At 68.8% G+C, this 24,492-nt stretch carries 27 protein-coding genes; 5 read left to right on the top strand and 22 right to left on the bottom strand.

Annotation, left to right across the window (positions count from 1 at the left end):
• Positions 1-431: 431 nt before the first annotated feature.
• The 4 genes from GZ998_RS06015 (at position 432) to GZ998_RS06000 (ending at position 5,599) form a co-directional block, all read left to right on the top strand.
• A complete protein-coding gene (locus tag GZ998_RS06015; protein ID WP_219109342.1) occupies positions 432-1,991 on the top strand; it encodes a Re/Si-specific NAD(P)(+) transhydrogenase subunit alpha in 1,560 nt (519 codons plus the stop codon).
• 46 nt (positions 1,992-2,037) lie between these two features.
• Positions 2,038-3,504 (top strand): NAD(P)(+) transhydrogenase (Re/Si-specific) subunit beta, encoded by a 1,467-nt coding sequence (locus tag GZ998_RS06010; RefSeq protein ID WP_219109391.1) that lies wholly within the window; start codon positions 2,038-2,040, stop codon positions 3,502-3,504.
• Between the two features lie 188 nt (positions 3,505-3,692).
• On the top strand, positions 3,693-4,775 hold the full coding sequence (locus GZ998_RS06005) for an ATP-binding cassette domain-containing protein (RefSeq protein WP_219109341.1): 1,083 nt from the start codon (positions 3,693-3,695) through the stop codon (positions 4,773-4,775).
• The gene (locus tag GZ998_RS06000) at positions 4,772-5,599 is read left to right on the top strand and encodes an ABC transporter permease (RefSeq protein ID WP_308807174.1); all 828 of its coding nucleotides are present in this window, start codon (positions 4,772-4,774) and stop codon (positions 5,597-5,599) included. Before GZ998_RS06005 ends, GZ998_RS06000 begins: the two co-directional genes overlap by 4 nt.
• A 57-nt stretch (positions 5,600-5,656) precedes the next feature.
• Here GZ998_RS06000 and GZ998_RS05995 read toward each other — a convergent pair whose 3' ends face one another.
• The 5 genes from GZ998_RS05995 to truA all read right to left on the bottom strand — a co-directional run bounded on the left by GZ998_RS05995 (position 5,657) and on the right by truA (position 12,681).
• A complete protein-coding gene (locus GZ998_RS05995) occupies positions 5,657-8,905 on the bottom strand; it encodes a BTAD domain-containing putative transcriptional regulator (RefSeq protein WP_219109340.1) in 3,249 nt (1,082 codons plus the stop codon).
• A complete protein-coding gene (gene glmM, locus GZ998_RS05990) occupies positions 8,902-10,260 on the bottom strand; it encodes a phosphoglucosamine mutase (RefSeq protein ID WP_161924732.1) in 1,359 nt (452 codons plus the stop codon). The genes GZ998_RS05995 and glmM overlap by 4 nt, the downstream gene beginning before the upstream one ends.
• A gap of 137 nt (positions 10,261-10,397) precedes the next feature.
• Entirely contained in the window at positions 10,398-10,889 is a 492-nt protein-coding gene (rpsI, locus tag GZ998_RS05985; RefSeq protein WP_161924733.1) for a 30S ribosomal protein S9, read from the bottom strand.
• Positions 10,890-10,929: 40 nt separating this feature from the next.
• Entirely contained in the window at positions 10,930-11,373 is a 444-nt protein-coding gene (gene rplM / locus GZ998_RS05980; RefSeq protein WP_161924734.1) for a 50S ribosomal protein L13, read from the bottom strand.
• Positions 11,374-11,703: 330 nt separating this feature from the next.
• A complete protein-coding gene (gene truA, locus GZ998_RS05975; protein WP_219109339.1) occupies positions 11,704-12,681 on the bottom strand; it encodes a tRNA pseudouridine(38-40) synthase TruA in 978 nt (325 codons plus the stop codon).
• A 375-nt stretch (positions 12,682-13,056) separates the two neighbouring features.
• Here truA and GZ998_RS05970 point away from each other — a divergent pair, with 375 nt between their 5' ends.
• Entirely contained in the window at positions 13,057-13,815 is a 759-nt protein-coding gene (locus tag GZ998_RS05970; RefSeq protein WP_161924736.1) for an ROK family protein, read from the top strand.
• Positions 13,816-13,952: 137 nt separating this feature from the next.
• Here GZ998_RS05970 and rplQ read toward each other — a convergent pair whose 3' ends face one another.
• The 17 genes from rplQ to rplE form a co-directional block, all read right to left on the bottom strand.
• Positions 13,953-14,714, bottom strand: coding sequence for a 50S ribosomal protein L17 (gene rplQ, locus GZ998_RS05965; RefSeq protein ID WP_219109338.1), 762 nt, complete (start codon positions 14,712-14,714; stop codon positions 13,953-13,955).
• Positions 14,715-14,744: 30 nt separating this feature from the next.
• Positions 14,745-15,746, bottom strand: a complete 1,002-nt coding sequence (locus GZ998_RS05960; protein ID WP_161924738.1) for a DNA-directed RNA polymerase subunit alpha — start codon at positions 15,744-15,746, stop codon at positions 14,745-14,747.
• A 156-nt stretch (positions 15,747-15,902) separates the two neighbouring features.
• Entirely contained in the window at positions 15,903-16,304 is a 402-nt protein-coding gene (gene rpsK / locus GZ998_RS05955; RefSeq protein WP_073327516.1) for a 30S ribosomal protein S11, read from the bottom strand.
• Positions 16,305-16,362: 58 nt separating this feature from the next.
• Positions 16,363-16,737 (bottom strand): 30S ribosomal protein S13, encoded by a 375-nt coding sequence (gene rpsM, locus GZ998_RS05950; protein ID WP_161924739.1) that lies wholly within the window; start codon positions 16,735-16,737, stop codon positions 16,363-16,365.
• 158 nt (positions 16,738-16,895) lie between these two features.
• Positions 16,896-17,009, bottom strand: coding sequence for a 50S ribosomal protein L36 (gene rpmJ, locus GZ998_RS05945; protein WP_009748913.1), 114 nt, complete (start codon positions 17,007-17,009; stop codon positions 16,896-16,898).
• 33 nt (positions 17,010-17,042) lie between these two features.
• Positions 17,043-17,264 (bottom strand): translation initiation factor IF-1, encoded by a 222-nt coding sequence (gene infA, locus GZ998_RS05940; RefSeq protein WP_003781847.1) that lies wholly within the window; start codon positions 17,262-17,264, stop codon positions 17,043-17,045.
• Between the two features lie 378 nt (positions 17,265-17,642).
• Positions 17,643-18,524, bottom strand: coding sequence for a type I methionyl aminopeptidase (gene map, locus GZ998_RS05935; RefSeq protein WP_219109337.1), 882 nt, complete (start codon positions 18,522-18,524; stop codon positions 17,643-17,645).
• Positions 18,525-18,548: 24 nt separating this feature from the next.
• Positions 18,549-19,133 carry an adenylate kinase gene (locus GZ998_RS05930; protein WP_257505325.1) on the bottom strand — a complete coding sequence of 195 codons (585 nt, stop codon included), beginning with the start codon at positions 19,131-19,133 and terminating at the stop codon, positions 18,549-18,551.
• The gene (gene secY / locus GZ998_RS05925; RefSeq protein WP_161924741.1) at positions 19,130-20,422 is read right to left on the bottom strand and encodes a preprotein translocase subunit SecY; all 1,293 of its coding nucleotides are present in this window, start codon (positions 20,420-20,422) and stop codon (positions 19,130-19,132) included. The genes GZ998_RS05930 and secY overlap by 4 nt, the downstream gene beginning before the upstream one ends.
• Positions 20,423-20,901: 479 nt before the next feature.
• On the bottom strand, positions 20,902-21,372 hold the full coding sequence (gene rplO / locus GZ998_RS05920; protein ID WP_162679639.1) for a 50S ribosomal protein L15: 471 nt from the start codon (positions 21,370-21,372) through the stop codon (positions 20,902-20,904).
• A gap of 1 nt (position 21,373) precedes the next feature.
• On the bottom strand, positions 21,374-21,589 hold the full coding sequence (rpmD, locus tag GZ998_RS05915; protein WP_161924743.1) for a 50S ribosomal protein L30: 216 nt from the start codon (positions 21,587-21,589) through the stop codon (positions 21,374-21,376).
• Complete coding sequence (rpsE, locus tag GZ998_RS05910) at positions 21,589-22,296, bottom strand: 30S ribosomal protein S5 (RefSeq protein WP_161924744.1); 708 nt, start codon at positions 22,294-22,296, stop codon at positions 21,589-21,591. The genes rpmD and rpsE overlap by 1 nt, the downstream gene beginning before the upstream one ends.
• A 31-nt stretch (positions 22,297-22,327) precedes the next feature.
• Complete coding sequence (rplR, locus tag GZ998_RS05905; RefSeq protein WP_161924745.1) at positions 22,328-22,702, bottom strand: 50S ribosomal protein L18; 375 nt, start codon at positions 22,700-22,702, stop codon at positions 22,328-22,330.
• Positions 22,703-22,704: 2 nt separating this feature from the next.
• Complete coding sequence (rplF, locus tag GZ998_RS05900) at positions 22,705-23,244, bottom strand: 50S ribosomal protein L6 (RefSeq protein ID WP_161924746.1); 540 nt, start codon at positions 23,242-23,244, stop codon at positions 22,705-22,707.
• Between the two features lie 21 nt (positions 23,245-23,265).
• Positions 23,266-23,664, bottom strand: coding sequence for a 30S ribosomal protein S8 (gene rpsH, locus GZ998_RS05895; RefSeq protein WP_161924747.1), 399 nt, complete (start codon positions 23,662-23,664; stop codon positions 23,266-23,268).
• Positions 23,665-23,722: 58 nt separating this feature from the next.
• Positions 23,723-23,908: a type Z 30S ribosomal protein S14 gene (locus tag GZ998_RS05890; protein ID WP_219109336.1), complete on the bottom strand. Its 186-nt coding sequence runs from the start codon at positions 23,906-23,908 to the stop codon at positions 23,723-23,725.
• A 1-nt stretch (position 23,909) separates the two neighbouring features.
• Positions 23,910-24,491 carry a 50S ribosomal protein L5 gene (rplE, locus tag GZ998_RS05885; RefSeq protein WP_219109335.1) on the bottom strand — a complete coding sequence of 194 codons (582 nt, stop codon included), beginning with the start codon at positions 24,489-24,491 and terminating at the stop codon, positions 23,910-23,912.
• Position 24,492: the final 1 nt, after the last annotated feature.

Here is a 24,492-nt window from a genome sequence, read left to right as displayed (position 1 = left end):
GCTGCGCCCGCCGCCCCGAGTGGGGGCGGCGGGCGCACGCGTCACACGGTTGGTGGGTTGCCCGGCGGACGGGTTCACTTGATGACGGCGGAGCCGATGGCACCGGCTCCGAAGACGGTAACGGACGGGAGGGATGCAGCAGCCACGATGTTCTCCTTACTGCGTTCTGTGGTTCCGACAGGTATTACTCTCTCGCGGTAACCCACTTCCCGTAAGAGAGTTTGTAAGTGAGTAGAGCCACATCCCCCGCCGACGCGGACGACTCGCCCGCCACCACCTCGCACCGCTCCAAGGGCCGCGGCGGTGAGACGCCGCGTGACAGCCACCGCTAGGCGTTCTACTGTTACGCGAGTCACCCCCGTGTGCCCGCCCTCCCTATAACGCGCTCCAGCGCGCCGAGGCGTCGGGCGCGCCCGCTGAAAGGAGCTTCTATGCGTCTTGGAATCCCCTGCCAGCCTCCGGACCGCTCCATGACCGCGGCCACGCCGCAGACCGTCGAGCGGCTGATCCGCCTGGGCTACGACGTCGTCGTCCAGCGCGGAGCCGGAGAGCCGGCCCGCTTCCCCGACGCCGCCTATGAGGCAGCCGGCGCCCAGCTCGCAGATCGGGCCGAAACCTGGGGCTGCAACGTCGTCGTCACCGCCTACGCGCCCGACGCCACCGAGCTGGACCTGATGCACCCGGGCGCCACCCTCATCGGCCGGCTCGACCCCGCCCGCCATCCCGAGCTCGTCCAGGCGCTGCAGGACCATTCCCTCACCGCCCTGGCGATCGACACCGTGCCGCGCATCTCCCGGGCACAGTCCATGGATGTGCTCTCCTCCCAGGCGAACCTGGCCGGCTACCGGGCCGTCATTGAGGCCGCCGCGCACTTCGGCCGTCTGCTCAACGGCCAGGTGACCGCCGCCGGCAAGTTCCCGCCCGCCTCTGTGTATGTGATCGGCGCGGGCGTGGCCGGACTGGCCGCCATCGGCACCGCCTACTCCCTGGGCGCCGTCGTCAAGGGCACCGACGTGCGCCCGGAGGTCGCCGACCAGGTCAAGTCGGTGGGGGCCGAGTTCGTGCCCGTGCCCACCGCCCAGGAGGTGTCCGCCGACGGCTACGCCAAGGAGATGACCACCGACCAGGCGGCCCTGGCGAACGCCCTGTATGCCGAGCAGTCGGCCGCCGCGGACATCGTGATCACGACGGCGAACATCCCCGGCCGCCGCGCCCCGCTGCTGCTGGACCGGGCCGCCGTGGAGGCCATGCGCCCCGGCTCGGTGATCGTGGACATGGCGGCGGCGAATGGCGGCAACACCGAGTTGACCGTGCCCGGGGAAGTCGTCACCACCCCCGGCGGAGTGACGATCATCGGCTACACCGACTTGGCCGAGCGCCTGCCCGCCCAGGCATCCCAGCTGTACGGCCGCAACATTCTCAACCTGCTCACGCTGGTCACGCCCGCCAAGGACGGCGACCTCGCGCTGGACCTGGACGACCAGGTGGTGCGGGCGATCACCGTGTGCCAGGCCGGCGAGCTGCTGTGGCCGCCGCCGCCCGTGGCGGTCTCGGCCGCCCCCAAGCCGCCGGCCGCCCCGGCCCCGGAACGTTCCGTCGCCGATGCGCAGGCCGACGCCGAGGCCGAGGCCGCCGCCCGGGCCCGCTCGCGCCGACGCATGACGATAGGGCTCGCGCTGGCCGCCGTCGCTGCCGCCGTACTCGTGCTGATCACCCCCGCCGCGGCGACCAGTCACTACATCGTGCTGGCCCTGGCGATAATCCTGGGCTTCCACGTCATCTCCAACGTGACCCCCGCGCTGCACACGCCACTGATGTCGGTGACGAACGCGATCTCCGGCATCATCCTGCTCGGCGCCATCGCGCAGGTCGGCAACGCCAACCCGGTGATCAGCGCGGTCGCCTTCGTTGCGATCCTGCTCGCGTCCATCAACGTCTTCGGCGGCTTCGCGGTCACCAACCGCATGCTCGCCATGTTCAGGAAGGAGTGAGGGCATGTCTTGCGCAGCTGTTTCCTCCCTGCCCGCATTCACGTCAATGGTCGCGCCGGCCGTGCCCCCTGCGGCCTCCGCCGACGCCGTCGGCCTGACCCTGCCCTCGCCGGTGGCCCTGGCCTACGTTGCCGCGGCGGTGCTGTTCATCGCGGCCGCCGCCGGGCTGTCCCGCCACGAGACGGCGGTGGCCGGAAATGTTGCCGGCGCCGTCGGCATGGGGATCGCCATTGCGGCCGCCATCGGCCTGGCACTCACCTCCGACCCCGGTCAAGGGGTGGTCACGACGGCGATCCTGATAGCCCTGGCCCTGGGTATCGGCGCCGTAATCGGCATGCTGCTGGCCGGGCGGGTCGCCATGACCGGCATGCCGCAGCTGATCGCAGTCCTCAACGGGCTAGTGGGTCTGGCCGCCGTGCTCGTGGGCTACAGCTCCTACGCCTCCCCCGATGCGATGTCGGAGTTGCTGGGGGGATTCCACCTGGGCGAAGTGTTCCTGGGCGTGTTCGTGGGCGCAGTGACCTTCACCGGGTCGGTGCTGGCAGCACTCAAGCTGGCCGGACGGGTGCCGGGCAGGCCGATCACCCTGCCGGGCCGCAATAAGCTCAATCTCGCCGCGCTGCTCGTCAGCCTCGTGCTCATGGTCGCCTTCATCCTGCTGCCGGCAGGCTCGCCGGCGGCCTGGGCGTGCCTGGCGGTTATGACGGTGATCGCCCTGGCCCTGGGCGCCCACCTGGTGATCGCCATCGGCGGCGGTGACATGCCCGTGGTCGTGGCCATCATGAACTCCTACTCCGGCTGGGCCTCCGCCTTCACCGGCTTCATGGTCAACAACGACCTGCTGATCATCACCGGCGCGCTGGTGGGCTCCTCCGGCGCCTACCTGTCCTACCTGATGTGCCAGGCGATGAACCGGTCCTTCGTGTCCGTGCTGCTTGGCGGCTACGGCACCGAGGGCGCAGTGTCCGCCCCGGTGGAGGGCGAGCAGGGCACCATCCAGCAGACCGATGTGGGTACCGTGGCGCGTGCCCTCCAGGACGCCAAGCGCGTGGTCATCACCCCCGGCTACGGCATGGCGGTGGCGCAGGCCCAGTACCCCGTGTCCACGCTCACGGAGATGCTGCGCGGGGAGGGCGTGGACGTCACCTTCGGCATCCACCCCGTGGCCGGCCGCCTGCCCGGGCACATGAACGTGCTGCTGGCGGAGGCGAAGGTCCCCTACGACCTGGTGCTGGAGATGGACGAGGTCAACGACGACTTCTCCGACGTCGACGTCGTCCTGGTCATCGGCGCGAATGACACGGTCAACCCCGCCGCCGAGGAGCCCGGCTCCCCCATCGCCGGCATGCCGGTGCTGCGGGTGTGGGACGCCAAGCGGGTCGTGGTGTTCAAGCGGTCCATGGCCACCGGCTACGCGGGCGTGCAGAACCCGCTGTTCTTCAAGGACAACACCGCCATGCTGTTCGGCGACGCCAAGGCGACCGTGGAGGAAGTCATCCGCGCCATGGAGTGAGCCGTAGGGCCCGGGCCTCCGGATCTGTCACGTACGCATTCGCCTCTCACGTACGCGTTCTGAAGTTCTCCGCCGTCCTGGCGCGGGGAAACCTTCGGAACGCGTACGTGTGGCAAGAAGTCTTAAGGCAGCGGCCCCGAAGTATGGGGTGAAAGCGCGGTGAAAGCGGCGACTGCCAGCCTTGACGCATGAGCACCGCATCAGCAACTCAACCTCCTGTCCTTAAGCCGCCTCGGGATGCGCAGACCTCCCCCGCGATCCACGCCACCGGCCTGCGCCGCGACTTCGGCTCCTTGATCGCCGTTGACGCACTGGATTTGGACATCGCTGTCGGCAGCGTCTACGGGCTGCTCGGCCCCAACGGAGCTGGTAAGTCCACCGTCGTCAAGTTGCTGACGACGCTGCTACGCCCGAGCTCCGGCAACGCCGCCGTCATGGGCCACGACCTGGTTCATTCTCCGCACCGAGTGCGCTCCGTAATCGGTGTCGCCGGACAGTACGCGAGCGTGGACGAGACACTCACCGGACGTGAAAACCTGCGGCTGTTCGCGCGTTTGACAGGGATGTCCCGGACCGCCGGCAAACGCCGCGCCGACGAGCTGCTCGAGGCCTTCGCCCTGACCGACGCCGCCGGGCGCCGCGTGGGCAGGTACTCGGGGGGTATGCGACGGCGCCTCGATCTGGCCGTGTCCATGGTCGCCGCACCTCCTGTGCTCTTCCTCGACGAGCCCACCACGGGTTTGGATCCGCGTAACCGTGAGCAGATGTGGCGGGTGATCGAAGACCTGGTGGCACGCGGCACGACAATCCTGCTGACAACTCAGTACCTGGATGAGGCCGATCGCCTGGCGGACAGAATCGGCATCATGAACCACGGTCGCAAGGTAGCCGAAGGTAGTCCCGACCAGCTCAAGGACCGGATCGGCGCCTCGAGCCTGGTGATCACTCCCGCGGATCCCGAAGACATAGCACCCGCCCTCGACGTCATCATGTCTGTCCTGTCTCCGGGCGGGGAGCCGACCACTCGGGGCGGGCGCATACACGTGCCGATCGAGAACACCGCAGACGCCACGGAGGTCCTTGTGGCGCTGCGTGAGCGGGGATTGTCTCCTGCGGCGCTCTCGGTCGACCGCCCCAGCCTCGATTCCGTATTCCTCACCTTAACGCAGTCCCGTGTGGCGGAGCGATCCACGACCGACCACCCGGGCGCCGAAGGCCCCACCGATGCATCCGCTCACCCCGCGGACCCGGAGACCAAGGAGAACCAGTGACCACCGCAAGCACTTCCGGCAACGCCTCTGCATCTGCTCCCAGACGTTTCAGCGAGTCCCGACTGCTGCCGGACACCGCCGCGATGGCGTGGCGATCCGCGCTGACCATGCTGCGCAATCCGACGGAGTCCTTCGACGTCCTCATCCAGCCCATCCTGTTCACCGTCATGTTCGGGCAGCTGCTCGGCGGTGCGATCTCCGGGGACGTCCGCTCCTACCTGCCGATCCTGGTCCCGGGACTGGTTGTCGTCAACGTGCTGTCCACCGCCCAGAGCGTCGGCGTCGATCTGCGTGAGGACATGACCAAGGGAGTGTTCGACCGCTTCCGTGCGCTGCCCATGTCCCGCCTGGCACCGCTTCTGGGCCCGATGGCGACGGATCTACTGCGGTATGCCGTGTGCGCCGCGCTGACGCTGGCCACAGGCGTCGCGCTCGGCTACCGGCCGGACAACGGCTGGATCGGAGCGATCGGAGTCGTGTTGTCGGCCGCCGCATGCGGTTGGGCGATCTCCTGGGTGTTCTTGATGGTGAGTACCCTGTTCAACTCGGCGCAGGCGGTGACCTCCTTCAACATCATCGTCCTGTTCCCCCTGTGCTATCTGTCCAACGCACTAGTGCCCACAGCTACCCTGCCGCACTGGCTGAGGGTCTTCGCCGAGCACAATCCGGTCTCCTATGTGGTCAGCGGCCTGCGCTACCTGCTCGACGGCGCCGCCGGGACGGGGACCGCCGCAGACGTCGGCCGGGCCCTGCTGGGGTCCCTCATCATTGTGGCCGTAGCGGCGCCGATCACGGTGAAGCGCTACCAACGCTCCACCTCCTGAAACGACCGCCGGTGGTCTCCCCGGTGGCCGGAGGCCGGCAGGGAGACCACCGCGGATTCAGGGCAGCTCGATCAGTGAGGCGGTGAGTGTCGTCATACGCTCTACGAGCGCCTCGGCACCGGCGGAGCCGACTCGCCGCGAGAACTCGTCGACGCGGCCGGCGTCAATACCACGCGCGGCCTCCAGCAGGCGCGGCCGCGACAACAGGCGTGATGTCTGATTGGGCCCGCAGGCCAGGGCCGTGCAGAACAGTTCCAGCCCCAACTCGATCGCCCGGGCGTGATCCGTATCGCGGCTCTCCTCGCGCACCGACGGGTTCGTGCCCGCGTCTTGCCGTTGTCCATCGGCGGCCGTCGCTGCGGACAGGCCGACGGCGCACGCGAGTGATGCCGTAGTCGGCAAATCGAAGCGGGAGGCACCGGCCTGCTGCAGCGCCTGCCGCAGGCTCAGCAGGCCGCGCCGCAGCATGGCGGTTGCCTCGGGACCACGGTTCCGAGGCACGTTGTTTCGCGTCGCGGGCTCCGTCGCGCCGCGCACGGCGATCTCAACATCGATCAGCAGGCAGGTGGCCAGACCGTAGAGCTCCCACGGGCTGCCCGCGGGCACGTCAGCACCGGCCATGCGCTCTAGCAGAGTCCGCGACGCCGCGAGGGCCTCCCGGGGGCGGCCGCGCAGAAGCTCCATCTCCCCGCCGAGGAACCCAGTGATGAACATCGCCATCCCCGGTACCGGCATGTTCTCGGCATCCGCCAGTAGCGCAGCGGCCCGCTCCGGGGACGGCGCCAGATAGACCCGACAGCAGTCCCGTTGCAGGCGCAGTGCACTGCGGAGCGCCTCCTGAACTGAACTGCTCTCGGCCGCCTGAAGCAGGCGGGAGCACTCTCTCAGCCCACCGTGGTAATCCCCCAGCTCCAGAAGCAGCCGCAGACCGTCTGTCTCAAGTTCGAACAGGCGGGCGGGCGGCAGATCTGAGTCGCGCAGTCGTTGCCGCAGACCGCGGTTTAGTTCCAGCGCACCGACCACGTCACCGCGGTTCTCCAGCTCCATGACCACACAGCTGCCGGCCGCCCAGGCGGTCCAGGGCTCCGGGTCATTGACTAAACCGGGCCAGTCCTCGTGCCTGGTGCGGACCAACCGACGAATCGCGGCGACATGGGCATCCTCCTGCGGATATGACGCCGGGATACGGACACGGAGCCGGTCCGGCAGAGGACCCAGCAGCCAGGAGTTGGCCACCGCCCGATGAAGCACAAGCATCCGGGCGGTGTTTCCGGCGGAATCCGGCGCCGCGGTGACGGCATGCCCCAGCAGCCGGGGCACCCAGGCGGCGGTCTGGCTGTAGCCCCAACTCGTCGACCAGCCGGCCAGCAGTGCCGCGCCGAGCACCAGGGCGTCCTCCGGAGCCGGGCGCCCACCATCATCGCCCAATGCTCGCCCCAACTCGGCAACCACTCCGCGTTCCTCCGCCAGCAGGACGTCGATCGCCGGAGCGACTTCATCCATGCGACTTCCGCCCATGACGGCCAGCACGGGACGAGCCAGGCCCAGTGCCCATTGACGCACGGCGTGGTACGCGTCCATCCCATCGGAGGTGCCGTTGATACGCTCACGAACCAGTGCGCGCACCGAGGAGAGCATGTGGAAGCGCGGCGGGTCGTCCCCGTCCGCGGTCAGGAGCGACTGGGCGAGGAGTTGGTCCAGCATGACGGCGGCGCCGGGACCGATAACGGCCTCGGCGGTCTCCAGGGTGAAGCCGTCGGCCAGCCGGGCCACACGGATCAGGGCGTGACGCTGCGAGGCATCCAGCAGCGACCAGGACCATTCGATGACCGCGCTGAGGGTGCGCTGACGCTCGGGCAGATCCCGCGGACCGGTCATGCTCTTCAGATCGTGGGGAAGGCGCTGCGCCACTTGTCTCACCGACATCACGCGGGTGCGGGCCGCCGCCAGCTCAATGGCCAGCGGAAGCCCCTCCAGGGCGGGCAACAGGCGAGCCAGATCGCCGTCGCCGAGGCTCTGGTGCGGCCGTGCCGCCAAAGCCCGATCGCGGAAGAGGGCGGCCGCCGCCGTGTCCGTGAGGGGGGACAGCCGATGCACGTACTCGGTTGACAATTCCAGAACACTGCGGGATGTCACCACCACGTGCAGCCCCGGCAGTGAGGCGAGCATCGGGCCGAGCAGGTCCCCGAGCACGTCGGCCACGTGCTCACAGTCGTCCAGTATCAGCAACGTGCCGGGGGCGGCCAGGGCCTGCGCCAGAACGGTGCGGGGCGGCTGTGCGGCCGAGGTGCGCAGTCCGATGGCGGCCAGGAGTCCGCGAGCGAGCCGCTCCACGGCGGCCGCGCGCCCGAATGCGTCCGTCTCCATCGTGTCGCGTCCGCGCGGAGACACCTCCGTCATGGAGAGCACTCTGATTACGGGGAACGGGCTGCGGGAGGCGACGACTTGCGCCAGGCTCGTCTTGCCGACACCTCCCGGCCCGGTGATGGTCACCAGGCGGTTGGTGGCGACCGCGTCCTCCACCTCACGCAAGTCGTCGTCGCGCCCGATCAAGGCGATCGGCACCCGCAGACCTTGGCGAACCGGGTGCTCGGCGGCCAGCGCATGCTCATGCGCAGCGCGCAGCAGCGGCCCCGGCACGGCACCGGCATTGTGCAGACGACGACGATACCGCTCGTAACGAGCCAACGCGGCGGCCGGCGAACGGGTCCAGGCCTCGCCTCGGATCAGAGCGCCCAGCACCGCCTCATCCGAGGGGTACTGCTCGGCCAGGAACGTAAGCAGCTCCATGGCCTGCGAGTAACGCCCCAACTCGTCGAGGGCTAGTGCGCGCAGACGACGGGCGCGTGTGTTCAGATCCGTCGCCTGTTTCAGAAGCCGCTGGTGGGGCGGACTCATACCCGTCCCCGGCACCTCGCCCATGGCCTCGGTCAGGTCGACCACGTCGGCCGGGCGATGGGCGGACGCCGCGGCCTCGGCCTCCCGCTGTCGTCGCACCAGGTCGAGGTGATCCACCTGGGTGCACGGCAGGGTGAGGGCGTATCCCTCACCCCGCCGTTGCAGGGCCCCGGGCCCGAGTCGGCTGCGGGTCCGGGAAACAACTACCTGCAGCGCCTGACGGGGACGTGACGGCGGCGTGGAGCCCCACAATTCCTCGGCCAGCCGCTCCTCTCCGCCGTGGGCACCGGGCAGGGCGGCGAGCACGCAGAGCAGATCGAGTACTCTCCCGCTCAGCGGCTCGCCGTTCCAGCTCGGCGCGGCGTCCAGCAGTCGCAGGCCGCCGCCCCCGGCGTCGGGCCGCGTCACAGGGCGAGGTTGTCCTTGACGACGGCGGCCAGGCCGGCGGCCACGCGGTCGGCCTCCTCCTGGCTGGCGGCCTCCACCATGACGCGGACCAGCGGCTCGGTGCCGGACGGCCGCAGGAGCACGCGGCCGGTCTCCCCCAGCTGCTTCTCGGCGTCGGCGACGGCATCCTGCACCGCCTTGTTGGTGCCGGCGGCGGCCTTGTCGACCCCGCGAACATTGACGAGCGTCTGCGGCAGCCGCTGCACGATGCTGGCCAGCTCGGCCAGGGACTTGCCGGTGCGCTTCATGCGGGCGGCCACGCGCAGGGAGGTGAGCACGCCGTCGCCGGTGGTGGCATGGAGGGTGTCGATGACGTGCCCGGACTGCTCACCGCCGAGGGTGTAGCCGCCCTGCAGCATCTTCTCCAGCACGTAGCGGTCGCCCACGCCGGTCTGCACGATGCGGATGCCGTGCTCGCGCATGGCCAGGATCAGGCCGAGGTTGCTCATCACGGTGACTACGAGCGTGTCGGAGCCGAGGGTGCCGTCGGCCTTCATGCCCACGGCCAGCAGGCCCATGATCTGGTCGCCGTCCACGAGGTTGCCCTCGGCGTCCACTGCCAGGCAGCGGTCGGCGTCGCCGTCGTAGGCGACCCCCATGTCCGCCCCGACACTGCGCACGTAGGCCTGCAGCTGCTCGGGGTGGGTGGAGCCGCAGTCGGCGTTGATGTTCAGCCCGTCCGGGGAGGCGTTGATGGCGATCACCTCGGCGCCGGCGTTGCGCAGCGCGGCGGGGCCGACGCTGCTGGCGGCGCCGTTGGAGGCATCCACCACGATGCGCAGGCCGGACAGGTCGGTAGCCACGGAGTCCACCAGGTGGTTGATGTAGGTCTGGTCGGCCACCGTCTCACCCTTGATGACGCGGCCCACGTCGGCGCCGGTGGGGCGGGGCAGGTCCTCGCTCAGGGCCGCCTCAATGCGGTCCTCCACGGCATCCTCCAGCTTGTAGCCGCCGCGGGCGAAGAACTTGATGCCGTTGTCCGGGAAGGGATTGTGGGAGGCTGAGATGACCACGCCCAGGCTGACGTCCTGGCTGGCGGTCAGATGCGCGATGGCGGGCGTGGGCAGTACGCCCACGCGGGTGACATCCATGCCGGAGGCGGCCAGGCCGGCGCTGATGGCGTGGTCGAGGAACTCACCACTGGCGCGGGTGTCGCGGCCGACGACAGCGCGTGGGCGGCGACCCAGCCGGTGGGGGGAGTCATCCGAGCCGACCAGGACGCTTGCTGCTGCGCGGCCGAGGCTGACTGCGAGATCAGGGGTAAGCAGTTCGTTAGCGAGCCCGCGGACACCGTCGGTGCCGAAGAGTCGTGTCATGGGATCCTCCTGTTGGTTGACAACGGCCCCATCATTTCACGCCCATATGTAATCCGGCGGTCACCTCCGCATGGGAGGTAACCGCCGGAATCGCGCAATACGGTTCGGCGCGGCCCGGCTGGGCGGCGCCGCCGTGATCAGCGCTTGGAGTACTGCGGGGCGCGGCGGGCCTTGTGCAGACCGGCCTTCTTGCGCTCAACAATGCGCGCGTCGCGAGTGAGGAAGCCGGCCTTCTTCAGGGTCGGCCGGTTGGCCTCGCGGTCGATCTCGTTCAGGGCGCGGGCGATGCCCAGGCGCAGAGCACCTGCCTGCCCGGAGATCCCGCCGCCGTTGATGCGGGCGATCACGTCGAAGCGGCCCTCGAGCTCGAGGATGGTGAAGGGGGCGCGCACGAGCTGCTGGTGCAGCTTGTTGGGGAAGTAGTCCTCCAGGGTGCGGCCGTTGATCTTCCACTGACCGGTACCGGGAATCAGGCGGACGCGGGCGACGGCCTCCTTGCGGCGGCCCAGGCCCATGCCGGGCGCGGTGATGGACTGGCCGCGGCCCTCGGTGGGAGTGGATTCGGTGGTGTAGCTGGCGGGGGCGTTGTCCTCGTCCAGCGCGTCGATGTCGACGGTGGTCTCAGCCACGATGTGTCCTTTGCTTGTCGGGTGCCGGGCGCTGGAGCGCTTACTGGGCGACCTGGGTGATCTCGAAGGTCTGCGGGTTCTGGGAGGCGTGCGGGTGCTCTTCGCCCGCGTACACCCTGAGCTTCTTCAGCTGGGCGCGGCCCAGCTTGTTGTGGGGAAGCATGCCCTTGACGGCCTTCTGGATGGCGCGCTCGGGGTTCTTGGCCAGCAGCTCCCGGTAGGAGACGGCGGTGAGGCCACCCGGGTAGCCGGAGTGGCGGTAGGCGAACTTCTTGTCTGCCTTACCACGGGTGAGGACGACCTTGTCGGCATTAATGATGACGACGTAGTCGCCGCAGTCCTCGTTCGGAGCGAACTGCGGCTTGTGCTTCCCACGGAGCAGGGTTGCAGCCTTGGCTGCCAGCTGGCCGAGCACGACGTCGCTGGCATCAATGACGTACCAGTTCTTCTCAACGTCGCCTGGCTTCGGTGTGTACGTGCGCACGGGCGTTGCCTTCGTTTCTCTTGGCGGGCGGGCACGCGGATGCAACGCGAGCGCTGGCATCCTGCGGGACCGCCATGGTCAGATGAGGTGGTCGGAGCACCGGCCGCAAGTGGCGAGTGGGATGGCACCACAAGCGTGATCGCGTGCTGCACGACGATTCCCTACATTACCGGCGGCTCCGGGGACGGTCAAAGCGCCCGGAGGGTTGGGGGCCGTGAAACCTGACACGCCGCGTACCCGCACGCGGACGGCGCAGTGGTACCGCGCACGCTCCAGCGCTACCTGCCGCCTGGCACGCCGTGCAGCCAGACGCAGGTCAGTCCCCGTAATTCACTCACAGCAGGGTTCCCGGCGCAGGGTGCGGGCCCGTTCGGCCTGAGCGGCGAGACCGGCGTCGTCCGGATACACGACCTCCTGAAGGGTGAGGCCGTGAGCGGGGGCGACGGGTGCCGCCTGCTCACGGCTGCGGGCCGCCAGTAGCCGGGCGGGCCAGTCGACGTCGCGCCGCCCGATCCCGACTGCGAGGGCGGCCCCCACCAGGGATCGCACCATGGAGTGGCAGAAGGCGTCGGCGACCACGGTGAGGGTGACCAGGCCGCCGTCGGGGCCGGGGGCGTCGGCGGGCAGGCGCCGCCAGGACAGTTCTTTCAGGGTGCGGATGGTGGTGGCGCCCGCGCGGGGGCGGCAGTAGGACAGGAAGTCGTGCTCGCCCAGCAGAGGACGGGCGGCGGCCTGCATGGCGGCGACGTCGAGCCGCTCGTTCACCCAGAGGACCTGACCACGACGGGCGGGGTCGCGTGGGGCGCCGGTGGGGCCGCCGTCGGCAATGCGGTAGCGGTAGCGGCGGGTCAGGGCGGAGAACCGAGCGTCGAAGGCGGCGGGGACCAGGCGCGCACCGTGCGCTACCAGGTCCCCGGTGCCGCGCGGGGCAGGGACGGGCCCGTGCTGAGCCTCGCGGGCGAGCACGCCGGCGAGTCGGTCCAGCAGGGCCTGCTCGGGGGTTCGCGTGGAGCGGCCGGGCAGTGCCCGCCAGGCCGCGGTGGGCACATCAAGGTGGGCGACCTGCCCGCTCGCGTGCACGCCGGCGTCGGTGCGCCCGGCCACCGTCAGCCGCACTGGGGTCCGCAGCACGGTGGCCAGGGCGTCGGTCAGCACGCCCTCCACGGTGCGCTGTCCGGGCTGGGCCGCCCAGCCGTGAAAACCGGTGCCGTCGTAGGCCAGGTCCAGGCGCACGCGCACCGTGTCGGGGCGGGCGGGGTCGGCGTCGTACGTAGGGTCAGCATGGCGCGTGGGCTCGGCGTCGGTCATGGCAACCATGAGACCACAAGCCCGGGTGCCGCCTTGGCCCGTCCGCCTCGGTGCTAGACGTCGGGCCGCGTCTCACTTGCACGACCTTGGTGCCATTGCACGACCTTGGTGTGCGTTCCACGACCACCCCGGGGTCGTGCAACACACCCGGAGGTCGTGCAACGTGGCCCAGGGTCGTGCAAAAGCAAACAGCAGCACAGCCCGACACCTGCAAGAGTGCAAACCCACTCCCCCGGCTAGCTTCGCCGAGCTTACCACCGGCATTATCCAGCTCACGTTCCGAGATGACACCCGCGTGCTCGTCTCGATCCTCACCGCGCCACCAACGCATACGGAGAACTGCGCCAGCCCTGGCCAAAGCGGTAGCGTCGGAGCGTGAGCACTACGACCACCCTCAGCGTCGACTGCGGCGGCGGCGGCATCAAGGCCTCCGTGCTCGACGCCGACGGCGCCATCATCTCCCGCGCCCTGCGCACCCCCACCCCATATCCGCTGCCGCCGGAGCTACTGGTGGACACCATCAAGGACCTGGCCGACCAGCTTCCGTCCGCCGACCGGGTGACCGTCGGCATGCCCGGCATGATCCGCCACGGAGTCGTCATCGCCACCCCCCACTACATCACCAAGGACGGACCGCGCTCACGCGTCCTGCCAGAACTGGCGGATGCGTGGGCGCGCTTCGACATGGGCGGGCGCCTGCAGGCTACTCTCGGCCGCCCGGTACTGGTGCTCAACGACGCCGAGGTCGCCGGCGCCGGCGTCGTCACCGGGCACGGCCTGGAAATGATCGTGACCCTGGGCACGGGCCTGGGCAACGCCGTCTTCGACAACGGCGTGCTCGCCCCGCATGTGGAGGTCTCCCAGGGCCCGGTCCGCTGGGGGCTCACCTACGATGACTACATCGGCGAGCATGAGCGGCTGCGCCTGGGCGACGCCCACTGGTCGCGCCGGGTGCGGCGCGTAGTCGAGGCGCTGCGCCCAATGTACATGTGGGACCGGCTCTACCTGGGCGGGGGCAACTCCCGCCGCATCACCGCCTTCCAGCTCGACAAGATCGGCGACGACGTCGTCGTCGTGCCTAATGAGGCGGGCATGACCGGCGGGGCCCGCTGCTGGGAGATGGCCCGCCCCTGACGGTGCCAGCGCCGCCACCGCGGGCACGCGACCGTCGCCCGGGTACGCGCCGCCGCCGTGGAACGCGGGGAGGGCCGGTCACCTCACGGCGACCGGCCCTCCCCGAATGCGTTGTTACACGCGCACCTAATGGGAGGTCACTTCTTGACCTTCTGCGCGGCGGCACCGCCGGCGGGGGCGAAGCCCGCGGCCTCGGCGTCCTCGGCGGAGGCGAACCAGACCTCGGCAACCGTGTTGTCGTACCAGCGGGAGCCGGGCACGTGATACTTCATGGAGTCCTCGTTGCCCTTGACCTCGTGGTCGGTGTCGGGTGCCTCGGTCGAGCCCTGCTCCAGGCGCACCGAGCCGGCGTAGACCGGCTTGCCGGAAGCCTCGTCGGCAGCGGTCGCGTCGGCAGCCTCGGTCTCCTCCGCGGCAACCTCGGCGTCGTTGGCCGGAGTCTCCGAGACCTCGGCGGCGGCCTCCTCAACCTCGGCGACGGCCTTCTCAGCCGCGCGCTTGGCGGTGCGGACGGCGTCGTCGACGATCTCCTTCTTCGCGACCGGCTCCAGCACCAGCGAGATCTGGGCCATGGGGGCATTGTCGCCCCGGCGCGGCGCGGTCTTGATGATGCGGGTGTAGCCGCCTTCGCGCTCGGCCATCTGCGGGGCGATCTCGTCGAAGAGGCGGTAGACGGCGTACTTGTCCGTCACCTTCTTCATCACGGTGCGGCGGGCGTGAAGGTCACCGCGCTTGCCCTTGGTGATGAGCTTCTCGACGTAGGGGCGCAGGCGCCGGGCGCGGGCCTCCGTGGTCGTGATCGACTCGTGGATGATGAGCTGCGTAGCCAGGTTGGCCAGCATGTGGCGCTCGTGCTGGGGGGATCCGCCCAGCCGGGGACCCTTGGTGGGGCGAGGCATGTTGTCTCCTAGTGGAATGGCGAGCCGGCGTCAGGCCTGCTGCTCGTCGCTGAAGGTGGGGTTGGTGTAGTCGCCCTCCGGGGCGTAGTCGACCGGGGACCCCTTGAGGGACAGCCCGAGCTCGGCCAGCTTGTCCTTGATCTCGGAGATCGACTTGGCACCGAAGTTGCGAATGTCGAGGAGGTCAGCCTCGCTGCGCGCGACGAGCTCACCGACGGTGTGGATGCCCTCGCGCTTGAGGGCGTTGGAGGAGCGGGCCTGCAGGTCCAGCTCGTCGATCATCATGGCCAGGTCCTGCTGCAGGGCCTGGTCCATCGGCGAGGGGCCGACCTCGATGCCCTCGGCCTCGACGTTGAGCTCCCGGGCCAGCCCAAACAGCTCCACGAGCGTCTTGCCGGCGGAGGCGAGCGCGTCGCGCGGGGTCATGGACGCCTTGGTCTCCACGTCCACCACCAGGCGGTCGAAGTCCGTACGCTGCTCCACACGAGTGGCCTCAACCGCGTAGGAGACCTTCTTGACCGGCGAGTAGATCGAGTCCACCGGAATCCGGGAGATCTCGGCGTTCGGGTCCTTGTTCTGGTTGGCGGACACGTAGCCGCGGCCACGCTCGACCGTCAGCTCGATCTCCAGCTTGCCCTTCTCGTTGAGGGTGGCGATCACCAGGTCGGGGTTGTGGATCTCCACACCCGCCGGCGGGGTGATGTCGCCGGCGACGACGACGCCCGGGCCGGACTTGCGCAGGTACATGACCACCGGCTCGTCGTTCTCCGAGGACAGGACGATCTCCTTGATGTTCAGGATGATCTGGGCGACGTCCTCCTTGACCCCGGCGATCGTGCGGAACTCGTGGGGCACGCCCTCAATGCGGACGGAGGTCACAGCCGCGCCCGGAATGGACGACAGCAGCGTGCGGCGCAGTGAGTTGCCGAGCGTGTAGCCGAAGCCGGGCTCCAGGGGCTCGAGGACGAACCGCGAGCGGCGGTCCTCCTCAATGACCTCCTCGGAGAGTGTGGGTCGCTGTGCAATGAGCACTAGAGGTTTCCTTTCGTCGCGGCGCCCGCTATATGACGCCGTTCCTCATGGTGTTGGCCGCCGACGTGCGCCGGCGGCCGGCCCGTCGTGTCCGGGCGGGCCGATGGGCCGACGCCTTCCCCTTATGCGCAGGGAGTAGGCCGACCGGTGGTCGGGTCAGACGCGGCGCCGCTTCGGCGGGCGGCAGCCGTTGTGCGCCTGGGGGGTGACGTCCGTGATCGAGCCGACCTCGAGGCCGGCCGCCTGCAGGGACCGGATAGCGGTCTCGCGACCGGAGCCGGGGCCCTTGACGAAGACGTCTACCTTCTTCATGCCGTGGTCCTGCGCGCGCCGGGCGGCGGCCTCGGCGGCGAGCTGGGCGGCGTACGGCGTGGACTTGCGGGAGCCCTTGAAGCCAACCTGGCCGGAGGACGCCCAAGCGATCACGGCACCGTTGGGGTCGGTCAGGGAAACGATCGTGTTGTTGAACGTGGACTTGATGTAGGCGTGACCGTGGGTAACGTTCTTCCGGTCCTTGCGGCGCGGCTTGCGCGCGGTGGAACGAGTCTTGGGGGGCATGCTTCCTTCTTCAGATGAGATCTAGTTCCCGGGTCTCCGGACCCGGGTGAGCGGGCTGTTACTTGGCCTTCTTCTTGCCGGCCACGGTGCGCTTGGGCCCCTTGCGGGTGCGGGCATTCGTCTTGGTGCGCTGGCCGCGGACCGGCAGGTGCCGGCGGTGGCGCAGGCCCTGGTAGCAGCCGATCTCGATCTTGCGGCGGATGTCTGCCTGGACCTCACGACGCAGGTCACCCTCAACCTGGTAGCTGGAGTCGATGTGGTTGCGCAGCGCAACCAGCTCGGCCTCGGTGAGGTCCTTCACGCGGGTGTCCGGGTTGACGCCGGTGGCCTCGAGGGTCTTGACGGCGCGGGTGCGTCCGATCCCGTAAATGTAGGTGAGCGCGATCTCCACTCGCTTCTCGCGAGGCAGGTCGACGCCGGAAATGCGTGCCACTGTGTGGTTCTCCTGTGTGTTCCCGGAGGTCGTCACCCATCCCCTCCACCGCCAACCGGTGGCCCCGGCCTCCAGGAACCGGGGGTTGTGGCGCACAGCGCCACTGGGGTGAGTGCTGTTGATTCTGCCGCCTGCCCGTGGCCGACGGCACGCGGGATTCAGCCCTGACGCTGCTTGTGCCGCGGGTTGTCGCAGATGACCATGACACGGCCGTGGCGACGAATCACCTTGCAGTTGTCACAGATCTTCTTGACGCTCGGCTTGACCTTCATGATGTTCCTCCGTCCTCCCGGCTAGGAGGACTGTCACTTGTACCGGTAGACGATGCGGCCCCGGGACAGGTCGTAGGGGCTTAGCTCAACAACCACGCGGTCCTCTGGCAGGATGCGGATGTAGTGCTGCCGCATCTTCCCGGAGATGTGCGCGAGCACGACGTGCCCGTTGCTCAGCTCAACCCGGAACATCGCGTTCGGAAGGGCCTCGACGACCGATCCCTCGACCTCGATGACGCCGTCCTTCTTAGCCATGTTCCTCCATCGGTGCTTTCTCGCTGGATACTCCTGCCGACGACGACGCCGCCGACATGGCGCCCTACCCCTAACGCCCGCATCCCATCCGCCACCGTGAGTCCGACGGGCAAGTATGCCGGGCGCTGGTTCTAGGGCGCGCCGCCCGCCAACGATACGGCATATGCGCCACGGCTGACCACCGCGGAGGGGCATTATCCGGCGGTGTTTCCCGACACACTGCGTGCCCCGAGTGCGCGTGTCGGCTTGTGCGGGCGTCCACTCGTTGCCCCCTCAGACGTTCCTAGCACGCCACTTCTACCGAACTCGATACGTAAGACCTACCGATCTCGGCATGTAACCTCTACCGACCTCGGCGAGTGGACGGGGGGAGGGGATTCAGCGGAGAGGGCGAGGCTCCAGGCCGTAGGGGGCCAGCCCCTCCACTCCCCCGTCGGGAGCCGTGAGCACCCACACTCCCCCGGGCACGAGCGCAACCGTGTGCTCCCACTGCGCCGCGCGAGAGCCGTCCCGAGTCACAACGGTCCAGCCGTCGTCAAGCTCGTCCACCTCGGCCGATCCCGCCGTCAGCATGGGCTCGATGGCGAGCACCATGCCGGGCCGCAGCCTGGGGCCCTTGCGCTTGACCGAGTAGTTGAGCACGTCCGGGGACATGTGCATGGCGGTGCCGATGCCGTGCCCCACGTAGTCGTGCAGGATGCCCAGGCGCACACCCTCGCGCTTGACCGCAGCGCCGACCGCCGCCTCGACGGCGTCGCCGACCACATTCAGTCTTCCGGCCCGGCCTCCGGCGTCGTCCGCGACGGCGCGGGCCACGGCGGCGATGGCGTCCCACAGGGCCTGGCGGGTAGTGCCGTCCAGTACCCGGTCCGCGTCGGAGGCGTAGCTCCCGCCCACCACCGTGGTAAAGGCGGCATCGCCGTGCCACTGGGTGCCGTCGTCGTCGACGATATAGGCGCCGCAGTCGAAGGTGACCAGGTCGCCCGGCTCGAGCACCCGCTCGCCGGGGATACCGTGCACCACTTCGTCATTGACTGATACGCACACCGTCGCCGGGTAGTCGTAGTAGCCCAGGAAGTTGGAGTGCGCACCGGCACGGGCGATCACGTCGGCCGAGACTGCGTCCAGTTCTCCCGTGGTGACGCCGGGGCGTACCGCCTCCCGCAGCGCGGCGTGGATATCGGCAACCACGAGCCCGGCCTGCCGCATGCGCCGCACCTGATCGGGGCTCTTGAGCTGAATGCGTTCACGCGTCAGCATGCTGCTCCGCCCGTACTACCCCGCTCAGGCGGTCACGCCGCGGGCCGCCAGCGCAGCCATGATGCGGTCAGTGACCTGGTCCAGCTCACCCACGCCGTCCACGCGCACCAGCAGGCCCCGCTGCTCGTAAAGGGCGGCCAGGGGCTCGGTCTGCTCGGCGTACACCTCCAGCCGCCGCCGAATCACCGGCTCGGTGTCATCGGCACGGCCCTGCTCGGCGGCGCGCCCCAGCAGCCGCTGCACCACCACCTCGGCATCGGCGGTGATCTCCAGAACCACGTCAAGGGCGATTCCGGCCGCGGCGAGCATGGCGTCCAGCTCGTGCACCTGCGCCTCGGTGCGGGGGTAGCCGTCCAGCAGGAAGCCGGCGGCGGCGTCGTCGGCGGCAAGGCGGTCGGCGACCATGGCGTTGGTGACCGAGTCGGGCACGTACTCACCGGCATCCATGTACTCCTTGGCCTGCCGCCCCAGCTCCGTGCCCCCGGCTACGTTAGCGCGGAAGATGTCTCCCGTTGAGATCGCCGGCACGTCCAGTCGCTCGCAGATGCGGGCTGCCTGGGTGCCCTTGCCGGCACCGGGAGGACCGAGGATGACCATGCGTGCGCTCATGAGAGGAACCCTTCGTAGTGCCGCTGCTGCAGCTGGGAGTTGATTTCCTTAACCGTCTGCAGGCCGACCCCCACCATGATCAGGATGGTCGTCCCTCCGAACGGCAGATTCTGGGACAGCCCCAGCCACATCACGGCAAGCGTCGGCACCAGGGCCAGGATCAGCAGGTAGACGGCACCCGCCGCCGTGACCCGGTTGATGACGTAGCTGAGGTAGCGCACGGTCGGCTCTCCGGCGCGGATGCCGGGAATAAAGCCGCCGTAGCGCTTCATGTTGTCAGCGATCTCCTCCGCGTTGAAGGTGATCGCCGTGTAGAAGAAGGTGAAGGCGAAGACCAGCAGTCCATAGCCAACCAGGTAGATCGTGTCCGTCTGCCGCAGGTTGGTAGCGATCCACTGCACCCAAGAGCTGGTGGGGCTGCCGAACTGCGCCACCAGCTGCGGCATGGCCAGCAGCGAGGAGGCGAAGATGACCGGGATCACGCCGGCGGTGTTGATCTTGATGGGGATGTAGGTGGTGGAGCCGCCATACTGGCGCCGCCCGACCATGCGCTTGGCGTACTGCACAGGAATGCGGCGGGTGGCCTGCTCCACGAACACCACCGCCAGCGTGGCCACCAGAATCACGGCCACCACCGCCAGGAATCGGGACGGGCCCCCGGAGCCGGCCAGGATGGAGAACAGGTTCTGCGGCATGCGGGCGACGATCGAGGTGAAGATCAGCAGGGACATGCCGTTGCCGATGCCGCGCTCGGTGATGAGCTCCCCCAGCCACATGATCAGGCCCGTGCCGGCTGTCATGGTCACGATCATCAGCGCCAGATTCGCCGGCGAGTCATCGGGAATCACCGGTACGGAGCAGCCGGTGAAGAGATTGCCATTGGCGGCGGTGGCGACGATGGTGGCGGACTGGAGTACGCCCAGACCGATCGTCAGGTAGCGGGTGTACTCGGTGAGCTTCGCCGTTCCGGACTGCCCCTCCTTGTACAGCTCCTCAAAGCGCGGAATCACCACGCGCAGCAGCTGAATGATGATGGAGGCGGTGATGTAGGGCATGATGCCCAGCGCGAATACGCTCAGCTGCAACAGCGCGCCGCCGGAGAAGATGTTGATCAGCCCGAGCAGACCCTCGTCCTGGCTCTCACCCACGCAGATCTGCACATTGGCCAGGTCAACGCCGGGGGTCGGCAGCACCGAGCCGAAGCGGAACAGCGCCATGATGCCCAGGGTGAACAGGAGCTTTCTCCTCAGGTCCGGCGTCTTGAACGCCTGGATGAACGCACTGAACACTCGGTCTCCTGTAACGGGCTGTGACGGATGTTGATATCGGGTGAACCGGCGCGCCTATCACGCCGGCTGTTCGGGTCCGCCCGGGGACGCGTCTCTTGCCGGTCCGGGGCATACCCTGGGCTACCCTACCCCGCTCGGCCGACGCCACCCGACCTCAGCAGGCGCAGGCGGCGGGGTATCGGTCACGCACTGCGCACCCACCCGGCCGGCCCGCACGCCGGCCCGGCGGCTGCCGACGTGCGCGGGTTCCCGCCACGAGTACGCGTTCTGGAGCCCTGCGACGGCAGGGCACGGGAAAGCCTCCAGGAGGATGTACACGGCCACGCCCGTACCACAGACGGGCACGGAAACGGCGCTAAACGGCGCTAAACGGCGCAGAAACACGGTTCCGGCCGGGCTAGGGGTATCCCCCCCGCCCGGCCGGAACCGTGACACCTGCGCTGCTGGTCGGCCCCGCGCTAGCGGCAGCCGACCAGCGATCAGCGCGCGGCTAGTGTGCCGCCCGCGGCCTCGATCTTCTCCTTGGCGGAGTCGGACCAGGCGTCGACCGTGAGGTCCAGCTTGACCGCCACGTCGCCGCCGCCCAGCACCTTGACGAGGCTGCGCTTGCGGACCGCGCCCTTGGCAACCAGGTCCTCAACCGTGACCGCGCCGCCCTCCGGGAACAGCTCGGCGATACGGCCTACGTTCACGGGCTGGTACTCAACGCGGTTGGGGTTACGGAACCCGCGCAGCTTGGGCAGGCGCATGTGCAGCGGCATCTGGCCGCCCTCAAAGCCAGGCCGTACCTGGTAGCGGGCCTTAGTGCCCTTGGTACCGCGACCAGCAGTCTTGCCCTTGGAGGCCTCACCGCGGCCGACCCGCGTCTTGGCCTTCTTGGCGCCCGGCGCCGGGCGGAGGTCGTGCAGGCGGATAATCTGACCCGCCTCCTGCTTGTTCGTGTCAGCCATCTCAGGCCTCCTCAACGGTGACAAGGTGCGCCACCTTGGCGATCATGCCGCGCACGGACGGGTTGTCCGCACGGACCACTGAGTGGCGGATCCGGCGCAGGCCGAGTGCCTTCAGGGTCTCGCGCTGGCGGCGCGTGCCCCCGATGGTTGAACGGACCTGGGTCACCTTGATCTGCCGCGCGTCCTGCTGGGTCTTTTCGGTTGCGGCTTCAGCCATCACGCACCCACTCCTTCAGCGGCCTTCTCGGCCTCCTTCTTCTCGGCCTCGGCCCGCTTGGCGGCCTCGCCCTCGGCGCGGGCGCGCAGCATCGACTGCGGCGCGACCTCCTCCAGGGGCAGGCCACGGCGAACCGCGACCGACTCGGGCTGCTCGAGCTGCTTGAGCGCGGCCACCGTCGCGTGGACGATGTTGATCGCGTTCGAGGAGCCGAGCGACTTCGACAGGATGTCGTGCACGCCCGCGCACTCCAGCACGGCGCGCACCGGTCCACCGGCAATAACACCGGTACCGGGCGCGGCGGGGCGCAGCAGCACAACGCCGGCGGCGTCCTCGCCCTGCACCAGGTGCGGGATGGTGCGGCGGATCATCGGGACGTGGAAGAACTCCTTCTTCGCCGCCTCGACGGCCTTGGCGATGGCGGCGGGAACTTCCTTCGCCTTGCCGTAGCCGACGCCGACCGTGCCCTCGCCGTCTCCGACCACTACCAGCGCGGTGAAGGTGAAGCGGCGGCCGCCCTTGACGACCTTGGACACGCGGTTGATCGTGACGACGCGCTCGATGTACTTGTCGTCGTTGCCCCGACCACTGTTGCGGTCGCGGCGGTCAGTGTTGCGGTCACGGCGGCCGCGGCCCTCGCCGCGGTCGCTCTCGCGCCGGGCCGAGCCGTCGGACGACGCTGACCTGTCTCGCTGCGGTGCAGCCATCAGAAACTCCTTAGCTTTCTCGTCGTCTGGCTCAGAACTCCAGGCCGCCCTCGCGGGCGCCCTCGGCTACGGCCGCCACGCGACCGTGATACTTGTAACCGCCACGGTCGAATACGACCTTCTCGATGCCCAGTGCCTTGGCGCGCTCGGCAACCAGCTCACCCACGCGGCGGGCGGCACCGACCTTGTGACCCTCGACACCCTGGGCCGCGGCCTCGTGGGTGGAGGCGGAGCACAGGGTGTGCCCGATGGTGTCGTCGATGACCTGCGCCACCATGTGCCGGTTGGAGCGGCTGACGACCAGCCGGGGGCGCTCGGCCGTGCCGGACACGTGCTTGCGCACGCGCTGGTGGCGGATCTTGCGGGCGACGCGCTTGGTCTTGTCCCTCTTGATCGCGTAAGCCATGGTCACTTACCAGCCTTTCCGACCTTGCGGCGCACGTTCTCGCCGGCGTAGCGCACGCCCTTGCCCTTGTAGGGCTCCGGCGGGCGGATCTTGCGAATGTTCGCGGCAACCTCGCCGACCTGCTCCTTGGAGATGCCGGAGACGATCACCTTGGAGGTGCCATCCACCTTCAGCTCGATGCCCTCGGGGGCGTCGACGACGACGGTGTGGGAGAAGCCGAGCGACAGCTCGACGCTGCTGCCCTTCTGCGCGGCGCGGTAACCGGTGCCTACGATCTCCAGCTGCTTGGAGTAGCCGTCCGTCACACCGATGACCATGTTGTTGATCAGCGTGCGGGACAGGCCGTGCAGCGACCGGGAGCGGCGCTCGTCGTCGGGGCGGGTCACCAGGATGGAGCCGTCCTCCTGGCGCTCGACCTTCAGCGGCTGGGCGATGGTTCGGCTCAGGGTGCCCTTGGGACCCTTGACCGTCACGTCGTTGCCCTCGATGATGACGTCCACTCCGGCGGGTACCGGAACGGGAAGGCGTCCAATACGAGACATGGTTCTTCTCCGCTCCTTCTCTCACCAGACGTAGGCGAGCACTTCGCCGCCTACGCCCCGGGACTCGGCCTGCCGATCGGTCAGGAGGCCGGAGGAGGTGGACAGGATCGCCACCCCCAGGCCGCCGAGGACCTTGGGCAGGTTCGTGGACTTCGCGTATACCCGCAGACCGGGCTTGGAGACGCGCTTGAGGCCCTGGATGGCACGCTGCCGGTTGGCACCGTACTTCAGGTTAAGCGTGAGCGTCTTGCCGACCTGCGCGTCGGTCACCTCGTAGCCGTCGATGTAGCCCTCAGCCTGCAGCATCTTGGCGATATTCACCTTCAGCTTGCTGGAGGGCATCGAGACGGACTCGTGGTAGGCGTTGTTTGCGTTACGCAGACGAGTCAGCATGTCTGCGATTGGGTCTGTCATTGTCATTAGTGGGCCTGCGCCCTTCCTCGTCGCGGTTTCCTCCTCGGACCTGCGACGTAAGTTCTTACCAGCTGGACTTGCTCACGCCGGGGAGCTGGCCGTTCAGGGCCATCTCGCGCAGGCAGATGCGGCACAGGCCGAACTTGCGGTACACCGAGCGCGGCCGGCCGCAGCGCTGGCAGCGCGTGTAGGACCTGACGCCGAACTTCGGCTTGCGGTTCGCCTTCGCGATCAGAGAGGTCTTTGCCATGTCACTTCTCCTTGAAGGGGAAGCCGAGCTGCTTCAGCAGCGAGCGGGCCTCCTCATCGGTCTTGGCCGTGGTTACAACAGTGATGTCCATGCCGCGCACGCGGTCGATGGCGTCCGGGTCGATCTCGTGGAAGACGGACTGCTCGGTCAGGCCGAAGGTGTAGTTGCCGTTGCCATCGAACTGCTTGGGGCTGAGCCCGCGGAAGTCACGGATGCGCGGCAGCGAGATCGAGATGAGCCGGTCCAGGAACTCCCACATCCGGTCCCCGCGCAGCGTCACGTGAGCGCCGATAGGCTGACCGGCGCGCAGCTTGAACTGTGCGATGGACTTGCGAGCACGCGTGACCTGCGGCTTCTGGCCGGTGATGGCTGCGAGGTCGCGCACGGCGCCCTCGATCAGCTTGGAGTCGTGAGCGGCCTCACCCACACCCATGTTCACGACGACCTTGACGACGCGCCCGGCCTCCATGACGTTGGAGTGGTTGAACTCCTCCAGCAGGGCCTGAAGCACCTGGTCGGTGTACTTCGCCTTCAGGCGGGGGGCGACGGCGGTCGCCGTGGTCTCAACCGTGTTCTCAGCCATG

This window comes from Actinomyces sp. 594 (assembly GCF_019325145.1).
Taxonomy (GTDB): domain Bacteria; phylum Actinomycetota; class Actinomycetes; order Actinomycetales; family Actinomycetaceae; genus Actinomyces.
Note: the sequence above shows the minus strand (reverse complement) of the source record. Positions and strands in the feature narration are given on the sequence as shown.

Excerpts from the sequence above, each read along its gene's own strand:
- GZ998_RS06015 (WP_219109342.1), top strand. The coding sequence starts at position 432 with ATGCGTCTTGGAATCCCCTGCCAGCCTCCGGACCGCTCCATGACCGCG.
- GZ998_RS06010 (WP_219109391.1), top strand. The coding sequence starts at position 2,038 with ATGGTCGCGCCGGCCGTGCCCCCTGCGGCCTCCGCCGACGCCGTCGGC.
- GZ998_RS06005 (WP_219109341.1), top strand. The coding sequence starts at position 3,693 with ATGAGCACCGCATCAGCAACTCAACCTCCTGTCCTTAAGCCGCCTCGG.
- glmM (WP_161924732.1), bottom strand. The coding sequence starts at position 10,260 with ATGACACGACTCTTCGGCACCGACGGTGTCCGCGGGCTCGCTAACGAA.
- truA (WP_219109339.1), bottom strand. The coding sequence starts at position 12,681 with ATGACCGACGCCGAGCCCACGCGCCATGCTGACCCTACGTACGACGCC.
- rplQ (WP_219109338.1), bottom strand. The coding sequence starts at position 14,714 with ATGCCTCGCCCCACCAAGGGTCCCCGGCTGGGCGGATCCCCCCAGCAC.
- rpsK (WP_073327516.1), bottom strand. The coding sequence starts at position 16,304 with ATGCCCCCCAAGACTCGTTCCACCGCGCGCAAGCCGCGCCGCAAGGAC.
- rpmJ (WP_009748913.1), bottom strand. The coding sequence starts at position 17,009 with ATGAAGGTCAAGCCGAGCGTCAAGAAGATCTGTGACAACTGCAAGGTG.
- infA (WP_003781847.1), bottom strand. The coding sequence starts at position 17,264 with ATGGCTAAGAAGGACGGCGTCATCGAGGTCGAGGGATCGGTCGTCGAG.
- map (WP_219109337.1), bottom strand. The coding sequence starts at position 18,524 with ATGCTGACGCGTGAACGCATTCAGCTCAAGAGCCCCGATCAGGTGCGG.
- GZ998_RS05930 (WP_257505325.1), bottom strand. The coding sequence starts at position 19,133 with ATGAGCGCACGCATGGTCATCCTCGGTCCTCCCGGTGCCGGCAAGGGC.
- rplO (WP_162679639.1), bottom strand. The coding sequence starts at position 21,372 with ATGGCTGACACGAACAAGCAGGAGGCGGGTCAGATTATCCGCCTGCAC.
- rpmD (WP_161924743.1), bottom strand. The coding sequence starts at position 21,589 with ATGGCTGAAGCCGCAACCGAAAAGACCCAGCAGGACGCGCGGCAGATC.
- rpsE (WP_161924744.1), bottom strand. The coding sequence starts at position 22,296 with ATGGCTGCACCGCAGCGAGACAGGTCAGCGTCGTCCGACGGCTCGGCC.
- rplR (WP_161924745.1), bottom strand. The coding sequence starts at position 22,702 with ATGGCTTACGCGATCAAGAGGGACAAGACCAAGCGCGTCGCCCGCAAG.
- rplF (WP_161924746.1), bottom strand. The coding sequence starts at position 23,244 with ATGTCTCGTATTGGACGCCTTCCCGTTCCGGTACCCGCCGGAGTGGAC.
- rpsH (WP_161924747.1), bottom strand. The coding sequence starts at position 23,664 with ATGACAATGACAGACCCAATCGCAGACATGCTGACTCGTCTGCGTAAC.
- GZ998_RS05890 (WP_219109336.1), bottom strand. The coding sequence starts at position 23,908 with ATGGCAAAGACCTCTCTGATCGCGAAGGCGAACCGCAAGCCGAAGTTC.
- rplE (WP_219109335.1), bottom strand. The coding sequence starts at position 24,491 with ATGGCTGAGAACACGGTTGAGACCACGGCGACCGCCGTCGCCCCCCGC.